Origin of the sequence: Comamonas composti DSM 21721 (genome assembly GCF_000429845.1) — a bacterium.
In the GTDB taxonomy this organism is placed as follows: Bacteria; Pseudomonadota; Gammaproteobacteria; order Burkholderiales; family Burkholderiaceae_C; genus Comamonas; species Comamonas composti.
In genome coordinates this window covers 18,852-35,295 of sequence record NZ_AUCQ01000012.1, presented here as the reverse complement: position 1 = coordinate 35,295, position 16,444 = coordinate 18,852, and the positions used below count along the sequence as shown (strand labels likewise).

General features: G+C 64.6%; 14 protein-coding genes. 8 read left to right on the top strand and 6 right to left on the bottom strand.

Going from position 1 to position 16,444, the window contains the following annotated elements; genetic code table 11:
• Positions 1–63: 63 nt before the first annotated feature.
• From G486_RS0108045 to G486_RS0108025, 5 genes are all read left to right on the top strand, one after another.
• The gene (locus G486_RS0108045) at positions 64–1,002 is read left to right on the top strand and encodes a LysR substrate-binding domain-containing protein (RefSeq protein WP_027015087.1); all 939 of its coding nucleotides are present in this window, start codon (positions 64–66) and stop codon (positions 1,000–1,002) included.
• Between the two features lie 520 nt (positions 1,003–1,522).
• Entirely contained in the window at positions 1,523–2,422 is a 900-nt protein-coding gene (locus G486_RS0108040) for a transporter substrate-binding domain-containing protein (RefSeq protein WP_027015086.1), read from the top strand.
• A gap of 287 nt (positions 2,423–2,709) precedes the next feature.
• On the top strand, positions 2,710–3,462 hold the full coding sequence (locus G486_RS0108035; RefSeq protein ID WP_027015085.1) for an amino acid ABC transporter permease: 753 nt from the start codon (positions 2,710–2,712) through the stop codon (positions 3,460–3,462).
• Between the two features lies 1 nt (position 3,463).
• Positions 3,464–4,135 (top strand): amino acid ABC transporter permease, encoded by a 672-nt coding sequence (locus tag G486_RS0108030; RefSeq protein WP_027015084.1) that lies wholly within the window; start codon positions 3,464–3,466, stop codon positions 4,133–4,135.
• Positions 4,136–4,271: 136 nt separating this feature from the next.
• Entirely contained in the window at positions 4,272–5,009 is a 738-nt protein-coding gene (locus G486_RS0108025; RefSeq protein WP_027015083.1) for an amino acid ABC transporter ATP-binding protein, read from the top strand.
• Positions 5,010–5,183: 174 nt separating this feature from the next.
• Here the strand turns inward: G486_RS0108025 and G486_RS0108020 are convergent, their stop codons facing one another.
• The 6 genes from G486_RS0108020 to G486_RS0107995 form a co-directional block, all read right to left on the bottom strand.
• On the bottom strand, positions 5,184–6,167 hold the full coding sequence (locus G486_RS0108020) for a Bug family tripartite tricarboxylate transporter substrate binding protein (protein WP_027015082.1): 984 nt from the start codon (positions 6,165–6,167) through the stop codon (positions 5,184–5,186).
• A gap of 31 nt (positions 6,168–6,198) precedes the next feature.
• Positions 6,199–7,452 (bottom strand): alkyl sulfatase dimerization domain-containing protein, encoded by a 1,254-nt coding sequence (locus G486_RS0108015; RefSeq protein WP_027015081.1) that lies wholly within the window; start codon positions 7,450–7,452, stop codon positions 6,199–6,201.
• Between the two features lie 21 nt (positions 7,453–7,473).
• The gene (locus G486_RS0108010; protein ID WP_027015080.1) at positions 7,474–8,850 is read right to left on the bottom strand and encodes a DUF1254 domain-containing protein; all 1,377 of its coding nucleotides are present in this window, start codon (positions 8,848–8,850) and stop codon (positions 7,474–7,476) included.
• A 104-nt stretch (positions 8,851–8,954) separates the two neighbouring features.
• Positions 8,955–9,956: a Bug family tripartite tricarboxylate transporter substrate binding protein gene (locus G486_RS0108005; RefSeq protein ID WP_027015079.1), complete on the bottom strand. Its 1,002-nt coding sequence runs from the start codon at positions 9,954–9,956 to the stop codon at positions 8,955–8,957.
• 169 nt (positions 9,957–10,125) lie between these two features.
• Positions 10,126–12,240: an acetate--CoA ligase family protein gene (locus G486_RS0108000; RefSeq protein WP_027015078.1), complete on the bottom strand. Its 2,115-nt coding sequence runs from the start codon at positions 12,238–12,240 to the stop codon at positions 10,126–10,128.
• A gap of 10 nt (positions 12,241–12,250) precedes the next feature.
• On the bottom strand, positions 12,251–13,315 hold the full coding sequence (locus G486_RS0107995; protein WP_027015077.1) for a porin: 1,065 nt from the start codon (positions 13,313–13,315) through the stop codon (positions 12,251–12,253).
• Between the two features lie 165 nt (positions 13,316–13,480).
• Here G486_RS0107995 and G486_RS21780 point away from each other — a divergent pair, with 165 nt between their 5' ends.
• The 3 genes from G486_RS21780 to G486_RS21775 all read left to right on the top strand — a co-directional run bounded on the left by G486_RS21780 (position 13,481) and on the right by G486_RS21775 (position 16,438).
• Positions 13,481–14,245 carry a Crp/Fnr family transcriptional regulator gene (locus G486_RS21780; protein WP_051303301.1) on the top strand — a complete coding sequence of 255 codons (765 nt, stop codon included), beginning with the start codon at positions 13,481–13,483 and terminating at the stop codon, positions 14,243–14,245.
• 72 nt (positions 14,246–14,317) lie between these two features.
• Positions 14,318–15,349: a dihydroorotase gene (pyrC, locus tag G486_RS0107985; protein WP_027015076.1), complete on the top strand. Its 1,032-nt coding sequence runs from the start codon at positions 14,318–14,320 to the stop codon at positions 15,347–15,349.
• A 423-nt stretch (positions 15,350–15,772) separates the two neighbouring features.
• Positions 15,773–16,438 (top strand): DUF3025 domain-containing protein, encoded by a 666-nt coding sequence (locus G486_RS21775; protein WP_034386964.1) that lies wholly within the window; start codon positions 15,773–15,775, stop codon positions 16,436–16,438.
• The last annotated feature ends 6 nt before the right edge of the window (positions 16,439–16,444 follow it).

The following is a 16,444-nucleotide window of genomic DNA, read 5'->3' as shown; positions in this document are numbered from 1 at the left end:
CTGTTCAAAAAGCGCTGAAGACGGCGTCAGCCGGGCGTCACGGCCCAGCGGATAATGGCGGCCATGGAAACCAAATGGCTAGAAGATTTCGTCAGCTTGGCCGAAACACGCAGTTTCAGCCGTTCAGCCCAGTTGCGTCATGTGACTCAGCCTGCGTTCTCACGCCGCATCCAGGCGCTGGAAGCCTGGGCCGGCACCGATCTTGTGGATAGAAGCTCCTACCCGACCCGGCTCACCCCGGCCGGCAAGACCATGTACGAGCAGGCGCTGGAGATGCTGCAGTCGCTGCAGAGCACGCGCACCATGCTGCGTGCCCATGTGAGTGCGGGCAAGGGCATGGTGGGGTTTGCGGTGCCGCATACGCTGGCGTTTACGTTTTTCCCCAACTGGGTCTCCAGCGTCCAGGCCGAATTCGGCCCGTTTCGCAGCCGGCTTTTCGCGCTCAATGTGCACGATGCGGTGATGCGCCTGGTCGAAGGCGGCTGCGATCTGCTGATCGCCTACTTCCATCCCACCCAGCCATTTCAGCTCGATCCTGCGCGCTATGAGATGGTCAGCCTGGGCCATGAAGTGCTGGCGCCTTACTCCAAGCCCGACGCCCAGGGCCGGCCCCTGTACCTGCTGCCCGGCCAGCAGGGCCAGAGCCTGCCCTACCTGGGCTATGCGCCTGGCGCCTACCTGGGCCGCGTGACCGAGCTCATTCTCAAGGAGTCGGGCGAGGCCGTGCATCTGGAGCGCGTCTACGAAACCGACATGGCCGAAGGCCTCAAGGCCATGGCGCTCGAAGGCCACGGCGTGGCCTTTCTGCCTTTCAGCGCCGTGCGCAACGAGCTCGAAGCCGGGCGCCTGGTGAGTGCGGTTCCGCAAGACATGCCGGGCTTTCGCATGGACATGGAAGTGCGCGCCTACCGTGAAAAGCCCACAAATAAGGACGCAACCCAGGGCGGGGCCAATGCCTTGTGGAACTTCCTGCTGGAGCAGGGCGAGACCATTGGGCGGTAGCTGTTGCGGCCCGGGCGCTGAGCGCTGATTCGTTGTGCTTGGGCCGGGGCCTCGCTCGACCGGGAGAGGCCGGGGTGGCAGAGAGACATGTTTAACAAGCTCTTTAAGAGCGTCTTGAGAATCTCCTTGAAGACCGTCTCTTTCCCTGGCAAAAATACCTGCATATAGCCCGAGCAAAGCCATAGGTTATGCCTAGGGTAAATACTGATCCGTGCCTTGAGTATGATGATTTTGACAATTGGCGCTGGAATGTCCGGGGTTATGGCCTTAGAGTCTGCGCCCAAGCAAGCACGTGGTTTACCCCGGTGGCTGGAACATGGCGCAGCAATCGGTCAGCTCTGAATGCGTGGACGGGTTTTCTGAATATGTCTGACATCCAGGAACGTCTTCAAGTGCTTCCGCCAATTGGCATGGTTTGTGATTGCACAATATGTGCCATGCTGTGTAAGCCCATGGTCGGCCCATAAGGCGGGCGCGGGCTTTGTCTTAAAACCTTTTGTCCTCAGATCAGGAGACTCATATGAAGAAGCATTTGTTGGCCATTGCCGTAACTGCCCTGGCAGCCGGTAGCGCTTTCGCCCAGGCCAATGACACCCTGGCAAAGATCAAGTCCTCGGGCAGCGTGACCTTTGGCGTGCGCGAATCCTCGGGTCTTGGCTATACGCTGGGCAATGGCAAGTATGTGGGTTTCCATACCGAAATGGGCGAGCGTGTCCTGGCCGATATTCAAAAGCAGCTGGGCCTGGCCAAGCTGGACATCAAATACCAGCCCGTGACCTCGCAAAACCGTATTCCCCTGGTGACCAATGGCACGGTGGATATCGAATGCGGCTCCACCACGAATAATCAGGCGCGCCAAAAGGATGCGGCCTTTGCGGTGACCACCTATGTGGAAGAAGTGCGCATTGCGGTCAAGGCCAACTCCGGCATCACGGGTATCAAGGACTTGAATGGCAAGACCCTGGTCACGACCACGGGCACGACTTCGGTGCAGACCCTGCGCAAGAACAAGCGCGCCGACGGCCTGACCTTCAAGGAAGTCATGGGCAAGGACCATGCGGACAGCTTTCTGATGCTGGAAACCGGCCGTGCCGACGCCTTCATCATGGACGGCTCCATCCTGGCCGCCAACATCTCCAAGTCCAAGGCACCTGCCGACTACAAGATCGTGGGCGAAGTGCTGTCGGTCGAGCCCATCGCCTGCATGATGCGCAAGGACGACCCGGCCTTCAAGAAGGCCGTGGACGACTCCATCAAGCGCCAGATCGCCGATGGCTCGCTGGGCAAGCTGTATGACAAGTGGTTCATGCAGCCGATTCCCCCGGCCAACGTGAAGGTGGGCCTGCCCCTGTCCGAAGCCACCAAGGACGCCTGGGCCCATCCCAACGACAAGCCCATGGAAGCCTACGAGATCAAGTAAGCCGGCATCAGAGCGTGTTCACGATCTCTACGCAGGCGCGCCGCGAGGAGGTCGTGAACACGTTCTAAGGCGGCTAGCACAAGCCCTGATGCATGCATGGCCGCTCAGGCCGTACCGTCGGTCTGCCTGAGTCGGCGTGCACAGCATTTCAGCATTGGTGTGCTGCCCCATGCCTGCCGCCCCTTCTGCCAGCGCGGTGGAGAGGGGCGTTTTTTGTTGAGCTGATGTTTTCGGGAGCGGATGCGCTCCGGGCTTTTTGATTGTTTTGAATAAAGAGAGGTGCTCGTATGAGTTGGGATTGGCAGGTGTTTTGCCAGGACACCATCACTCAAGAGGTCGGGCAAAGCTGTTTTGGCAAGAATGGCGACATCACCTACCTGGACTGGCTGCTGTCGGCCTGGGGCTGGACGATTTCGGTATCCATACTGTCCTTGCTGATCGCGCTGGTGGCCGGCGCCTTGATCGGCACGTTGCGAACCCTGCCTGACCGGCCCTGGATCGTGCGCCTGGGCAATGCCTGGGTGGAGCTGTTTCGCAATATTCCGCTGCTGGTGCACATCTTCATCTGGTATCACGTGCTGCCGGCCTTCTTCCCGGCGATGAAGGAGCTCTCGGGCTTTGTGCTCGTGGTGTTCGCGCTGGGCTTCTTCACCTCGGCGCGCATTGCCGAGCAGGTGCGCTCGGGCATCCAGGCGCTGCCGCGCGGCCAGCGCTATGCAGGCATGGCCCTGGGGTTCACGACCTTCCAGTACTACCGCTATGTGCTGCTGCCGATGGCGTTTCGCATCATCATCCCGCCGCTGACCAGCGAGACCATGAACATCTTCAAGAACTCGTCCGTGGCGTTTGCAGTGTCCGTGGCCGAGCTCACCATGTTCGCCATGCAGGCCCAGGAGGAGACTTCGCGCGGCGTGGAGATCTATCTGGCCGTCACCGGCCTGTACGTGATCTCGGCCTTTGCCATCAACCGCATCATGGCCTTCATAGAAAAACGCTCGCGCGTGCCGGGCCTGATCACGGCCAGCGGCGGAGGACATTGAGATGAATCTGAATATCGACTGGTCGTTCTTTACCTGGGATCTGTTCAGCAACTTCGTTCTCAAGGGGCTGTACTTCAGCATCACGCTCACGGTGATCGCCACACTGGGCGGCATCTTCTTCGGCACCCTGCTGGCGCTGATGCGCCTGTCGGGCACCTGGCTGCTGAGCGTGCCTGCCACGGTCTATGTCAACGGCATGCGCTCCATTCCGCTGGTCATGGTGATTCTGTGGTTCTTTCTGCTCATGCCCTTGCTCATAGGCAGGCCGATAGGGGCCGAGATCTCGGCCATCATCACCTTCATTGCCTTCGAGGCCGCGTATTTCAGCGAGATCATGCGCGCGGGCATACAGTCCATTCCGCGCGGCCAGGTGTTTGCAGGCCAGGCCCTGGGCATGAGCTACGGGCAGAACATGCGCCTGGTGGTCCTGCCTCAGGCCTTTCGCAACATGCTGCCCGTGCTGCTGACCCAGACCATCATCCTGTTCCAGGACACTTCCCTGGTGTATGCGATTGGGGCCTATGACATGCTCAAGGGCTTCGAGCTTGCGGGCAAGAACAACGGCCGGCCCATCGAGGCCTATCTGGCCGCCGCCGTGACCTATTTCGTGCTGTGCTATTCGCTGTCCTGGCTGGTCAAGCGCCTGCACAAGAAGATTGCGATTATTCGATGAGCGACCCCCTGAGCTGCTGCGCAGCTTCCCTCTGGAAGGGGGATGGCAGCCTCGCTGCGGGGCACGCTGTCTCTGACTTGGCGCGTTCAGGCCTCGAGAGCGCGCTGCGGATAACTGAATACGGAGAGAAACCAAAATGATCGAACTGAAGAATGTCTCCAAGTGGTACGGCAGCTTTCAGGTGCTGACCGATTGCTCGACCAATATCCAGAAGGGCGAAGTGGTCGTGGTCTGCGGGCCTTCGGGCTCGGGCAAGTCCACGCTGATCAAGACCATCAATGCGCTCGAGCCTTTCCAGAAGGGCGAGATCTTTGTGGATGGCGTGGCCGTGCACGATCCCAAGACCAATCTGCCCAAGCTGCGCAGCCGCGTGGGCATGGTGTTCCAGCACTTCGAGCTGTTTCCGCACCTGTCGGTGACCGAGAACCTGACGATTGCCCAGGTCAAGGTGCTGGGCCGCAACCAGACGGATGCCCAGGCGCGCGGCCTCAAGATGCTGGAGCGCGTGGGCCTGATGGCGCACAAGGACAAGTTTCCGGGCCAGCTCTCGGGCGGCCAGCAGCAGCGCGTGGCGATTGCGCGTGCCCTGTCCATGGACCCCATCGTCATGCTGTTCGACGAGCCCACTTCGGCGCTGGACCCCGAGATGGTGGGAGAGGTGCTCGACGTCATGGTCAGCCTGGCCCACGAAGGCATGACCATGATGTGCGTGACCCACGAGATGGGCTTTGCCAAGCGGGTCAGCGACCGCGTGATCTTTATGGACGTGGGCGGCAAGATCCTTGAGGACTGCAGCAAGGACGAGTTCTTCGGCAATCCCGAGGCACGTCAGCCGCGCACCAAGGACTTCCTCAAGAAGATCCTCCAGCACTGAGAACGTAAACACGCTCTGAGGCCAGGCCTGCATAAGCAAAAGGCGCTCGAAAGAGCGCCTTTTGCTTTGTAAAAGAGAGCGACTAGCGCGCATCACATCTCGTTTTCAGTACATATTCATACTGAAATCGATGTGTGGCAAGCGGTAGCTGCTCTCTTTTAAGGAGTCGCCAGATCAGTCCAGCTTGACGCCGATCTCCTGCACCAGCCTGCCCCAGTCCTTCTGGTCCTGGCGCACGACCTGGGCGAACTGCTCGGGCGTGGTCAGCGGCAGGTCGGTGAAGTTGAGCTCGCGCATGCGCTGGATCAGGGTCGGGTCCTGCAGCGCGCGCTGCACCTGCTCGTTGAGCTTGGCGACGATGGCCGCAGGCGTCTTTGCGGGAGCGAAGAAGCCGTACCAGGCATAGTTCTTGAACGGGTAGTTGGCCTCGGTCATGGACGGCACATCGGGCAGGGACGGCAGCCGGCCCGCGCCGCTGTGTGCGAGTGCCTTCACGCGGCCGGCCTTGACCAGCTCCACCGTGGACGAGACATCGGCAAAGCCCGCATCCACCTGGCCGCCCATGATGTCCTGCACGCAAGGGCTGGAGCCCTTGTAGGGCACATGGGTCATGGTGATGCCGGCCTGCTTCTTGAGGCTTTCCATGGTCAGGTGACCGCCCGAGCCCGGCCCCCAGGAGCAGTAGTTGAGCTGGTCGGCATGGGCCTTGGCGTAGTTCACGAACTCCTGCAGCGTATTCACGGGCAGGGTTCTGCGGACCAGCAGCAGGTTGCCGCCGCGTCCGACCTGGGCGATCGGCGCAAAGCCTGCCAAGGGATCGTAGGGCAGCTTGCCGTAGAGGCTGGGGTTGACGGTCATGGAGGCCGCATAGGTGAACAGCAGCCGGTAGCCGTCCGGTGCGGCCTTGGCCACGTTCTCCAGGCCGATGATGCCGTTGGCGCCCGGGCGGTTGTCCACGACGAAGGGCTGCTTGAGCGACTTGCCCAGCATGTCGGCGAACAGGCGGGCCATGGTGTCGGTGCCGCCTGCGGCGGCCGTGGGCACGACGATCGTCACCGGCCGGCTGGGGTAGCCCGCAGCCTCTTGCGCGCTGGCTGCGGCGCTGCCCAGGACCAGGGCGGCGGCCAGGAGGGGGGTGCGGAAGTAAGAGTGTTTCATCGAAGTCCCTTTGTCTGCATGAGTCATGGCATCAGCGGATGCCGAAGTAGGCCTGCCGGCCTTGCTCGAGCATCTCGGCGCTGACCTTGTAGAGATTGCGCGAGACGTAGCTTGCGACCTGGGTCGCGCGCTTGCGCAGCCAGGCGGCCTTGAGCGCGCGCGCCTCGCCGATCTCGGGCGCATCGCCGGGGGCCGTGGCCAGCAGGTCGATCACATGCAGGGCCAGCTGCCAGCGGCCGGCATCGGCCAGGGCCTGGGCGCTGGCGATCACGGCACGCTTGTCGGCGATCGCATCGGCGAGTGCAGCGCCCACGGCCTCGGGCGCCTCGGGGTGCAGGTGGGTGGGGTTGCGGTCCCACCAGCCGTTTTCCGAGCGGTAGATGTCGCGCACGATGTAGCTGGGATCGCCGTAGCTGGGCTTCATCCAGGGCACGCCGAACAGCTCCTCGGGGTAGTGCATGCGTGCGAGCACCTGTTGCTCGTTGAGGCCTTCGTTCATCAGCTCCACGACCTGGGTGCGCAGCCAGCGCAGTGCGCGCGCCGTGTGCAGCAGCACTTTTTGCACTTCCTCCTCACCTTCGATCACGGGGCCGAACTCGCGCACCGCCTTGAGCGGCTTGAGTGCGGCCAGGGATTCCAGCGTGGCGGCCCAGCGCACGGTGTCGCGCAGCGTGCGAAACGGCGTGCCGATGTTGGGGATGGAGTCCAGCAGCGCTGCGCCGCCGTAGACCACGCGCTGGGCAGGGCTCCACAGCGCGATCGCATCGTCGGTCTCCGAAGGTGCCCAGAACAGCTCGATGCGCTGCTCGCCGTTGCCTATGACCAGGCGCTCGTCAAACGTCTCGCTCGGGTCGTGCATGGTCAGGCGGCGCTCGAAGAATCCGGGCGAGCGGTTGAACTGCACCTCGGCCATGCGGTGCTGCAGCGCCCGCGTCTCGCGGTAGCGCGCATGGCGGCGCAGCACGTTGTGCTGGCCGATGACGCGCGGCGGCGGCTCGCCCCGCTGGCGCGCATGTTCCAGCCATTGGGGCACGCCTGCGTTGTAGCCGATGTGGCCGTGGCTGTAGCACAGCGCATGGATGGGTGCATCGCTGAGCTGGCGCAGGCTCTCGATCATGCTCTGGGTCACCGAGCCTCCGGGGCCGGCATCGATCACCACGAGGCCGACATCGGTCTCGGCCACAAAGGACTGGCCCTGGCCGCGCAAAATGTGCAGGCCCGGGGCCACGGTCTCGCTGCCCGTGCCCACGAGCAAAAAGGGCTTGTCATCGTCTTGGGTGTTCATGTCGTTTCTCTGGAAGTGGAATCAGTCCTGCAGGGGCTGCAGTGCGGGAATGCGCCAGCTCGGCACGCCTTCGCGCGGGTGGTACATGCGCAAGATCAGGTAAAAGCGCCCGGCCGGTGCCGGTAGCCAGTTCGCCGTGTCGGCGGGGCGGGCATGGCTGATCTCCATCTCCAGGCTGCCATCGGCGCCGAGCTTCAGGCCCGGCGTGCGGTCGCCGATCGCGTGGCGCATGATCTCGTTGGCGTAGAGAAAGCGGTCGCTGTCGTACAGCGTCACGGACCAGAACGCGTCCGCAGGGGGCAGATCGTCGGCCTCGAAGCGGATGCGATAGCGCTGGCGGCCGTCCAGGGGCTGCTGCACGGCGTCGTAGTGCGAGGCCGCATAAATCGCTTCCTGGGTGGCCAGTGCGCCCAGGCCCAGGTAGGCCGTGCGTGCGCGCAGCAGAAAGTTGCTTGCATAGCGGCCCGTATGGGCGGCCATGGACCAGGGCCTGGGGCGCTGGTTGGGGGTCACGGCGGCAACGACTTGCACGCCATCGGCAAAGCCCTGGATCAGGCCCTTGCGCGTGGGCTCGTCCAGCGCATCCCAGGAGAATGCTGCGTCGGCCAACAGCCCCGCATGGCGAAGCCAGGCAAGCAGGCCGCGGTCTTCGACACGGCCTGGCGCTTCGGCCAGCGCATGGCACAGGTTGGTGAAAAAGCGCGGCGCCACCTGCTCCGGGGGCTCGCCCTTCTCGAAGGCTGCGGCCATGGCGTCCAGCGGCTCCCCGCTCCAGTGCTCCACGGCTGCCGGGCGGCCGCAGGGCTGGGTTCCGGGGGCCGGCTCCAGCCGGATCTCGGCCTGCAGCGCGCGTGCGGCCGGCCAGTCGCTGCTGTCTCCGGCGAGGATCCGGCCTATCAGCCAGACCAGGTTGGTCGGGCAGCGCACCACGCGCAGGCTGGACAGCGATTGGGGCACCTGGCCATCGGGGCCGACCAGCACCACGGTCTCGCCCTCGGGTGCGCAGTTGCGCGGGCCCAGGTTCTCGAAGTTCTCGGTATAGGCGTCGTACAGCGGCAGCACGAAGTAGCGGCCCGGATGCCGGGCCGAGGAGGGCACGGTGAGCAGCATGGGGCCGCCCGCCAGGTGCACCCAGGCCATGGTGTAGAGCAGGTCGTTGGCCGGGGTCACCACGTCACGGTCCTCGTGGGTCGAGGGGCGGGGCGCATGGTGCAGCTTGTTCATGGGCGAGCGCACATCCGATCCTGCCGAGGCACCGGGCCGTCGCGAGGCGCGGGGTTCGGTCTGCATGCGGCAGGTGCGGTAGGTCTCGGTCAGGGGGTAGCCGTAGATGAAGGCGCTCAGGCCTATGGAGTGCGCAAGGCTCTGGCGTACCTGGTCGGGAGAGGATGGGGTCATGAAATGAAGTCCTGCAAAGATGGGTAAAGGGCGGAGCCAGTCCTGTCCCGCATCCCGGTCGGGGGACGTTGTGGCTCGCGTGCCCTGGGGGCCGGGGGATGGAATCAGTTGGGCTGCACGCCCGTGGACTGGGTCAGCTTCAGGGCAATCGGCAGATAGGAGCGGTAGTCGGCTGCGGCCTGGGCCGGTGTGTTGCCTATGGGGTCGGCCCCCATCTCGGCGAGGCGGTGCAGCATCTCGGGGGTCTTGAGAACCTCGGCCACTTCCCGGCTCAGGTGCTCGACGATGGCGTCAGGCGTCTTGGCCGGAACCATCAGCGAGGTCGGCGCCATGAAGGTGTAGACATCGTCCTTGAAACCCAGCTCGGAGAAGGTGGGTACATCGGGCAGGGCCGAGGCGCGCGTGGTGCCGGCCACGGCCAGGGTGCGCAGCTTGCCCGAGTCGATATAGGGCTTGAGCGCGGCGATCGAGGCCGAGCTCATGTGCACCACGCCGCTGATCAGGTCGGCCACCATGGGGCTTTCGCCCTTGTAGGCCGCATGAAGCACGCTGGCGCCGTACTTCTTTTCCATGAAGGCCTGGAGCTGGTGGGGCTGGGTGCCCGGTCCCCAGGAGCCCATGGCGTACTTGCCCGGCGCCTTGCGGACCAGCTCTATGAGCTCGGCATAGGTTTTGACCGGCAGGGCCGAGTTCACGACCATCACGGTGCGCTGCCCTGCGATGTCGGAGACCATGCGCAGATCGGTGCGTGGGTCGTAGGGCAGCTTCTTGTAGAGCACCAGGTTGGCCGCGATGGGACCGGGCACGGTCATCAGCAGGGTGTAGCCGTCGGGCGGGCTCTTGGCCACGTACGAGGTGCCTATGATGCCGCCGGCGCCGCTGCGGTTCTCGACGATCACGGGCTGGCCCAGGCGCTTGGACAGGCCGTCGCCCAGGGTGCGGGCCATGATGTCGGCAGAGCCGCCGGCCGCGTATTGCACGACCAGATGGACGGGTTTGCTGGGATAGCTTTTCTGCGCCAGAACCGGGCCGGTACCCAGCACCAGGGCCGAAGTCAGCAGGGCCAGTCGGAGCAGGCCGGAGTGCAAAGAGAGAGACGTTTTCATGCAATTCCTTGAGGAAGAAACAGGAGTCAGACAGTGAAGGCGCGGACCCGCGCCCTGAAATGGAGCTCCATGGAGCAGATCGCTTGCGTCCTGGTGCCGGCCGGGCCCGGGGGCTTGCCTGGCCGTGCTCCTGGACAATCTGTTTTGAACGAAAGTGCGGTTCGGGGCACTAGGTGCTGGCACCTATGACCAGCGCATCCACGGCCATGCAGCCGCCCTGGTCGGCGGGCAGGGCCAGCAGCGGATTCACCTCCGCACTGAGCAGCGTGTCGCCTGCGCGCTGGGCAAAGTCGGCCAGCGCGTAGAGCGCATCGGCCAGGGCCTCCTGGTCCACGGGGGGCTTGCCGCGTGCGCCCGCAAGAATCGGGTAGGCGCGCAGCTCGCGCACCATGGCCCGGGTGTCCTCGCGGGTGACGGGCAGTACGCGCAGCGCCGAGTCGCGCAGGATCTCCACATGGATGCCGCCCAGGCCAAACATCAGCACAGGGCCGAAGACCGGATCGCGGTGCACGCCGGCAATGCATTCGACGCCGCCATGCACCATGCGCGCGGCCAGCGCGCCGTCCAGTTGCGCATCGGGTCTGGCCTGGCGTGCCCGGGCCAGGATCTGTGCGAAGGCCTCGCTGGCATCGGAGGCGGAGCGCAGGTTCAGGGCCACGCCACCGACTTCGGACTTGTGGGCAATGCTGGCGCTGGCCACCTTGAGCGCAATCGCGCCGCCCAGGGCCTGTACGGCCTCGCCGGCCTGCTGCGCGGTCTGGACCAGCTGGTGCGGCACTACGGGCACGCCGGATTCGGCCAGCCAACGCATGCTGTCTGCTTCGGACAGGCTGTGCGGTGGCAGTTGCATGGTGGGCAGGGTGTTTTCCGCAGACTCCGGTGCGGCATCCGCGAGTGTGCCCAGGGAGGCCAGGGCGCCGATGCAGCGTATGGCCGTGCCGGGGTCGGAGAACACCAGGCAGCCCAGAGATTCGAGTTCGGCGCGCCGCGCATCGCTGCACAGGGTGCAGACGGCCAGCAGGGTCTGTGGATGTGCGCTGCGCATCTTCTCCACCAGGGAGCGCAGCACGGGCCAGAAACCTTCGGACAGGCCGCCAGCGGCGAAGAACCCCAGCCAGCTGGCGAAGTTCCGGTCTTTCATCATCACTTCGGCGCTGCGCTCCAGCAACGACATGTCGTTGGTGACCTGGCCGGTGATGTCCACGGGGTTGCGCGGTGCCGCAAAGGGCACCCATTCGCGCAGTTGCTGCTGGGCGGAATCGGACAGGGCCTGGACATCGAGCCCGGCAGCACTGGCGTCGTCGGCCATGAGTGCGCCCACGCCGCCGGAGACGGTGAGAATGCCCAGCGAGCGGTTACGTGGAATCGGCGCAATCGCGGCGCTGGCCGCGAGCTCGAAGAAGTCGCTGATGGTATGGGCGCGCAACACACCGTAGCGGCGGAACACCGCGTCGTAGACGGCGTTGTTGCCGGCCAGCGAGGCCGTATGCGATGCAGCGGCTGCCGCGCCAAGTTCGCTGGTGCCGACCTTGAACATGATCACGGGTTTGCCGTGTGCGCGTGCCAGGGCCAGGGCGGCGCGCAGGCGGGCGCCGTCGCGGCAGCCTTCCATATAGGCCATGATGACGTCGGTGCCGGGGTCACGCGCCAGCCAGGCCAGTCCGTCCGCGAGCTGTACATCGGCCTCGTTGCCCGTGGTGGCCCACAGCGAAAGCCCCAGGCCGCGCTCGCGTGCCAGGCTGTAGGCATAGGCGCCAAAGGCCCCCGACTGGCTGATCAGACCTATGCGGCCGGGCTTGACCAGGCCGGCCTTGGGCGCGGGCGAGAACGTCGCATAGATGTTGTGCCCCGGACGCATGAAGCCCAGGCAGTTGGGGCCTATGAGGCGTATGCCGGCCTCGCTGGCGCGCCGGCTCAGTGCCTGCTGGTCGCTGATACCCTGCTCGCCGGTTTCGGCATAGCCCGAGGAGAACAGCACCATGGAGCGCACGCGGGCTGCGGCCGCATCCTCGAGCACGGCGGCCACCTGGGACTGGGGCACGGCCACGATGGCCAGATCCACGGGCTCGGCGATGTCGCTGAGCCTGGCCTGGGTCTGCAGGCCCTGCACATGGCCGGAGCGCGGATTCACCGCATGGATCCGGCCTGCATAGCCAAAGCGCAGCAGATAGTCGAGCGGGATGCCGCCTATGCGCTCCACCGAGTCCGAGGCCCCGACCACGGCGATGGACTGCGGGGCGAACAAGGCATCCAGTCCGTCGAAATCGAAACAAGATTCCTGCATCTTCCTTCTTTCAGAAATTGTGGCGCGCCCCGATGGCGATCGAGCGCACCCCGTCGCCGCTGTTCGCGACCACGGGGACGTTGGCGATGCCCACCGAGGAGCCGCCCGCATTGCTTGACTGCAACCAGCGCGCATAAAGCGTGGTGCGTTTGCTCAAATAGTGGTCATAGCCCAGGGACCAGGCGGTCTGGCTGCGGTTGGAGCCGTCGACCTTGCGGCGGGCGATGGAAAACAGCAGCTTGTCGGCCGGGGTCATGCTCCAATCCGCGCCCAGCTGGGTCATGTGGGCATCGCGCGTGCCTGGCTGGTTGACGCTGGAGGTGCTGTAGCTGCCGCTGATGCGCAGCACGGGCAGGCTCTCCCAGCTGGCCACCAGGGTCTGGAAGCGACTGGTGCGCGGCGATGCGACCGGGGCTGCGGCGCTGCCTTCCACGGCGTTCTGGAAGCTGTAGCCCACGAAGAAGGGCTGCTGCTTCCAGCCTACGGTGCCGCCAACGATGCGGCCGTTGTTGCTGTTGGGGGACGCGACCTCGCCAAAGGAATAGGCGAAGTCCAGCAGCAGCTTCTGGCTCTCGGGGCTGCGGTAGCGCAGCATGTTGTTGGCGCGTGGCGCAAACGGCCTGAGGCCGGGCTGGGCATCGATGGCGTAGCCGAGATTGGTGGGCGAGAACAGCGAGTTCATGCCCATAGGGTCCGCGCGGAACAGGGCGCCGAACATGGGGGTGTACATGCGGCCCAGTTCGATATGGCCCCAGGGGGCGCTCAGACCCAGATAGGACTGGCGCGTGAAGGCCAGGGACGGTCCGGGCACCGTGCCCATGCCCGTATCCGGCGTGACGCCGGCTTCCAGCAGAAAGCGGGCACGCATGCCGCCGCCCAGGTCTTCGCTGCCGCGAAAGCCTATGCGTGATGCAGCACTGCCGCCATCCTCCATGCGCGTGAGGCTCGTGGGCCCGGATTTGGCCTTGTTGATGTGCAGGTCCATGATGCCGAAGATCTCCACGCTGCCCTGGGCCGAGGCCGTATTGCCCAGTGCAGCAAGAGCCAGTGTGGCCAGCCAGTGTTTGTGCGTCACGAATGTGTCTCCTCTATTTGTGCTTATGCACCGGCGCAAGACTTGCGCTGCGGTGTGGCTGCTACTATCCAAAACAGCGAGGAAGACACTCTGTCGAGGCTTTGACAATTGGCGCTATTTGGTCCGGGGGCTAACCCTGGGATGGACTTTTGAACGAAAAAACCCATGTCTCGCAAACAGACTCCTGTTGCTGATGCGGCGATGCTGATAAGGCATGCGCTGAGCCTGACCGAGATGATGGGCACATGGCCTGTTGAAGTGCTCGATGAGCTGGCTTCCATTGCGCGGCTGGGGCGTTACGACAGGCGTACCCCGTTGATGGTCGGCGACCGCTCGCGCCGTGAGGTGATGGTCGTGATCACGGGCCGGCTTGAAGTCGAGGGCGTGGACGCCGATGGCATGCGCTTCATCCTGTCCATGCACGGGCCCGGCGAGGTCGTGGGCCTGGTGCGCCTGCTCAAGAACACCCGCTTCGTCTACCACTTTCAGGCCTGTGAGGGCACGGTGCTGGTGCACCTGCCGGGAGACCCGCTGCTGGCCGTGCTGGACACCCATCACATACTGTGGCGCGATGTGTGCATGCTGATGATGTCGCGCATGCATGAGCAGATCGCAATGAAGCGGCGGCGCGCTCTGGGACATACGGCCAATCACGTGGCGGACGAGCTCGTGCGGCTGGCCCTGATCCATGGACAGGTGCTCGAGGGCAGCACCGCGCTGCGCCTGAGCATTTCCCAAAGCGAGCTGGCTGCGATGCTGGGCAGATCGCGCCAGACCGTGAACAAGGAGCTCAGTGCGCTGGCTCAGCGCGGCCTCATCGACGTGGCCTATGGGCGCGTCACGATTCACGATCTCGATGCCCTCTGCCGCGCTGCCGAAACAAGGGATGTCGAGACCGGGGACGAGGCCGGGCCTGGAATCCAGGCTTGAAGCGTGCCGCCGGCCGATCTCCCGGCAACGGGGCAGGGGAAGGACAGGGGCACATGATGTGACAATGTCGGCATGACCCAGACTCTCACGATCACCCGTCCCGACGACTGGCATCTGCATGTGCGCGATGGCGATGCCATGCGAGCCGTAGTGCCGCATACGGCCGCGCAGTTTGCGCGCGCCATCATCATGCCCAACCTCAAGCCTCCCGTGACCACCACGGAGCAGGCCCTGGAGTACAAGAAGCGCATTCAGGCAGCCGTCCCGCAGGGCATGAGCTTCGAGCCCCTGATGACGCTCTACCTCACGGACAATCTGCCTCCCGAGGAAATCGTGCGCGCCAAGGCCGCAGGCATCGTGGCCTGCAAGCTCTACCCGGCCGGGGCCACGACCAACAGCGACCATGGCGTGACCGATCTGCGCAAGATCTATCCCACCTTGGCCGCCATGCAGCGCGAAGGCCTGCTGCTGCTGGTACATGGCGAGGTGACCAGCAGCGAGATCGACCTGTTCGACCGCGAGGCGGCCTTCATCGATCAGCAGCTGATTCCGCTGCGCCGCGATTTTCCCGAGCTCAAAATCGTGTTCGAGCACATCACCACGCGCGAAGCCGCGCAGTACGTGAGCGAGGCCGATCGCTTCGTGGGCGCGACCATCACGCCCCAGCATCTGCTGTTCAACCGCAATGCGATCTTCACGGGCGGCATACGCCCGCATTACTACTGCCTGCCGGTTCTCAAGCGCGAGACCCACCGCCTGGCCCTGGTCGAGGCCGCGACCAGCGGCTCGGCCAAGTTCTTCCTGGGCACGGACAGCGCGCCCCACGCCGCCCATCTCAAGGAGCATGCCACGGGTTGCGCAGGCTGCTACAGCGCCCATGCGGCTGTGGAGATGTATGCCGAGGTCTTTGATACGGCCGGGGCGCTGGACAGGCTCGAAGCCTTTGCAAGCTTCAACGGCCCCGACTTCTATGCCTTGCCGCGCAACAGCAGCAAGATCACGCTCAAGCGCGAAAGCTGGACTCCGCCCGACAGCTTTGCGTTCGGCGAGGCCCAGCTCAAGCCCCTGCGCGCGGGCGATGTCCTGCCCTGGAAGCTGGTTTAGAACGTGTTTACGATCTCCTCGGTGCCGCGCCAGTGTCTGTGCGGGATGGGATGCAAGGCGCGATACCGCAGCAATCGCCGTGCTATTGCGAGGATTCGCAACGCTGCAGACCGCCCGCAAAGGCACTGTCCCGAAGGGTTGGAGCGAAATCGGGCTATTTTCTAGCGCTAAAGCTTGCTTGCACCCCGGTGCAAGCTGCGCCCCACCGCTTTGAACTCATCCCGATTGCGCTCCAACGCGGCAGCGTAGAGATCGTAAACACGTTCTTAGGAAGTCTCCAGAACCCGTTTGCCCCAGGCCGGCTCCGGCTTGGGGCAAACCGCTGCAAGCCTTATGGATTTGCCCCGGCCCGACCCTAGAGCCCCCTGGTTTCAGCCTTTTGCCGCTTGTACGAGCGGCGGCTGGCCTGCGCCCGAACAGCCTGTGGCTGCGTGGCTCAATGGCTTGCGCCATGCCGAGGCACCGGATTTTGTTCCCCAGGCACATCTGCCCGAGGGCATGACCTATGAGGGCTTCATTGCGCAGACCGGCCAGGTGCCCACGCGCGAGAATCTGCACGATTTGTTCAACGGCCTAGTCTGGCTGCGTTATCCGCAGACCAAGCGCCGCTTGAATGCCCTGCATGCCCAGGCCCTGGCCGGACAGGGTGCGGGAGGGCAGCGCGGCCCGGTGCGTGATGCGGTCACCCTGTTCGATGAAAGCGGGGCCGTGCTGCAGGCGCCCGAGCCGCTATGGCAGGCCTTGCTGGCCCGGGACTGGCAGAGCTTGTTTCTGACCCGGCGGGCCCTATGGTTGCAGGCCGAGCTGCGGGTCTTTGGCCATGCGCTCATGGAAAAGCTGCTGGCAGGGCGTCTGAATGCCACGGCCCATGTGCTGCTTGCGCCCCGCGCCCAGGCCGGGCAAGACTGCGGCATTGCGCTGAGCGACGAGGCCATGGCCGCTGTCTTGCAGCCGCAGCATCTGGCGCTCAAGCCGTTCGTGCCCCTGCCTCTGGCCGGCATCCCGGGATGGCATACGGGCAATGGCGATGCGGATTTTTATGCGCAAACCTCCATCTTCCGGCCGCCGCGTGCTGCCGGCCGAGCATGAGCTCTG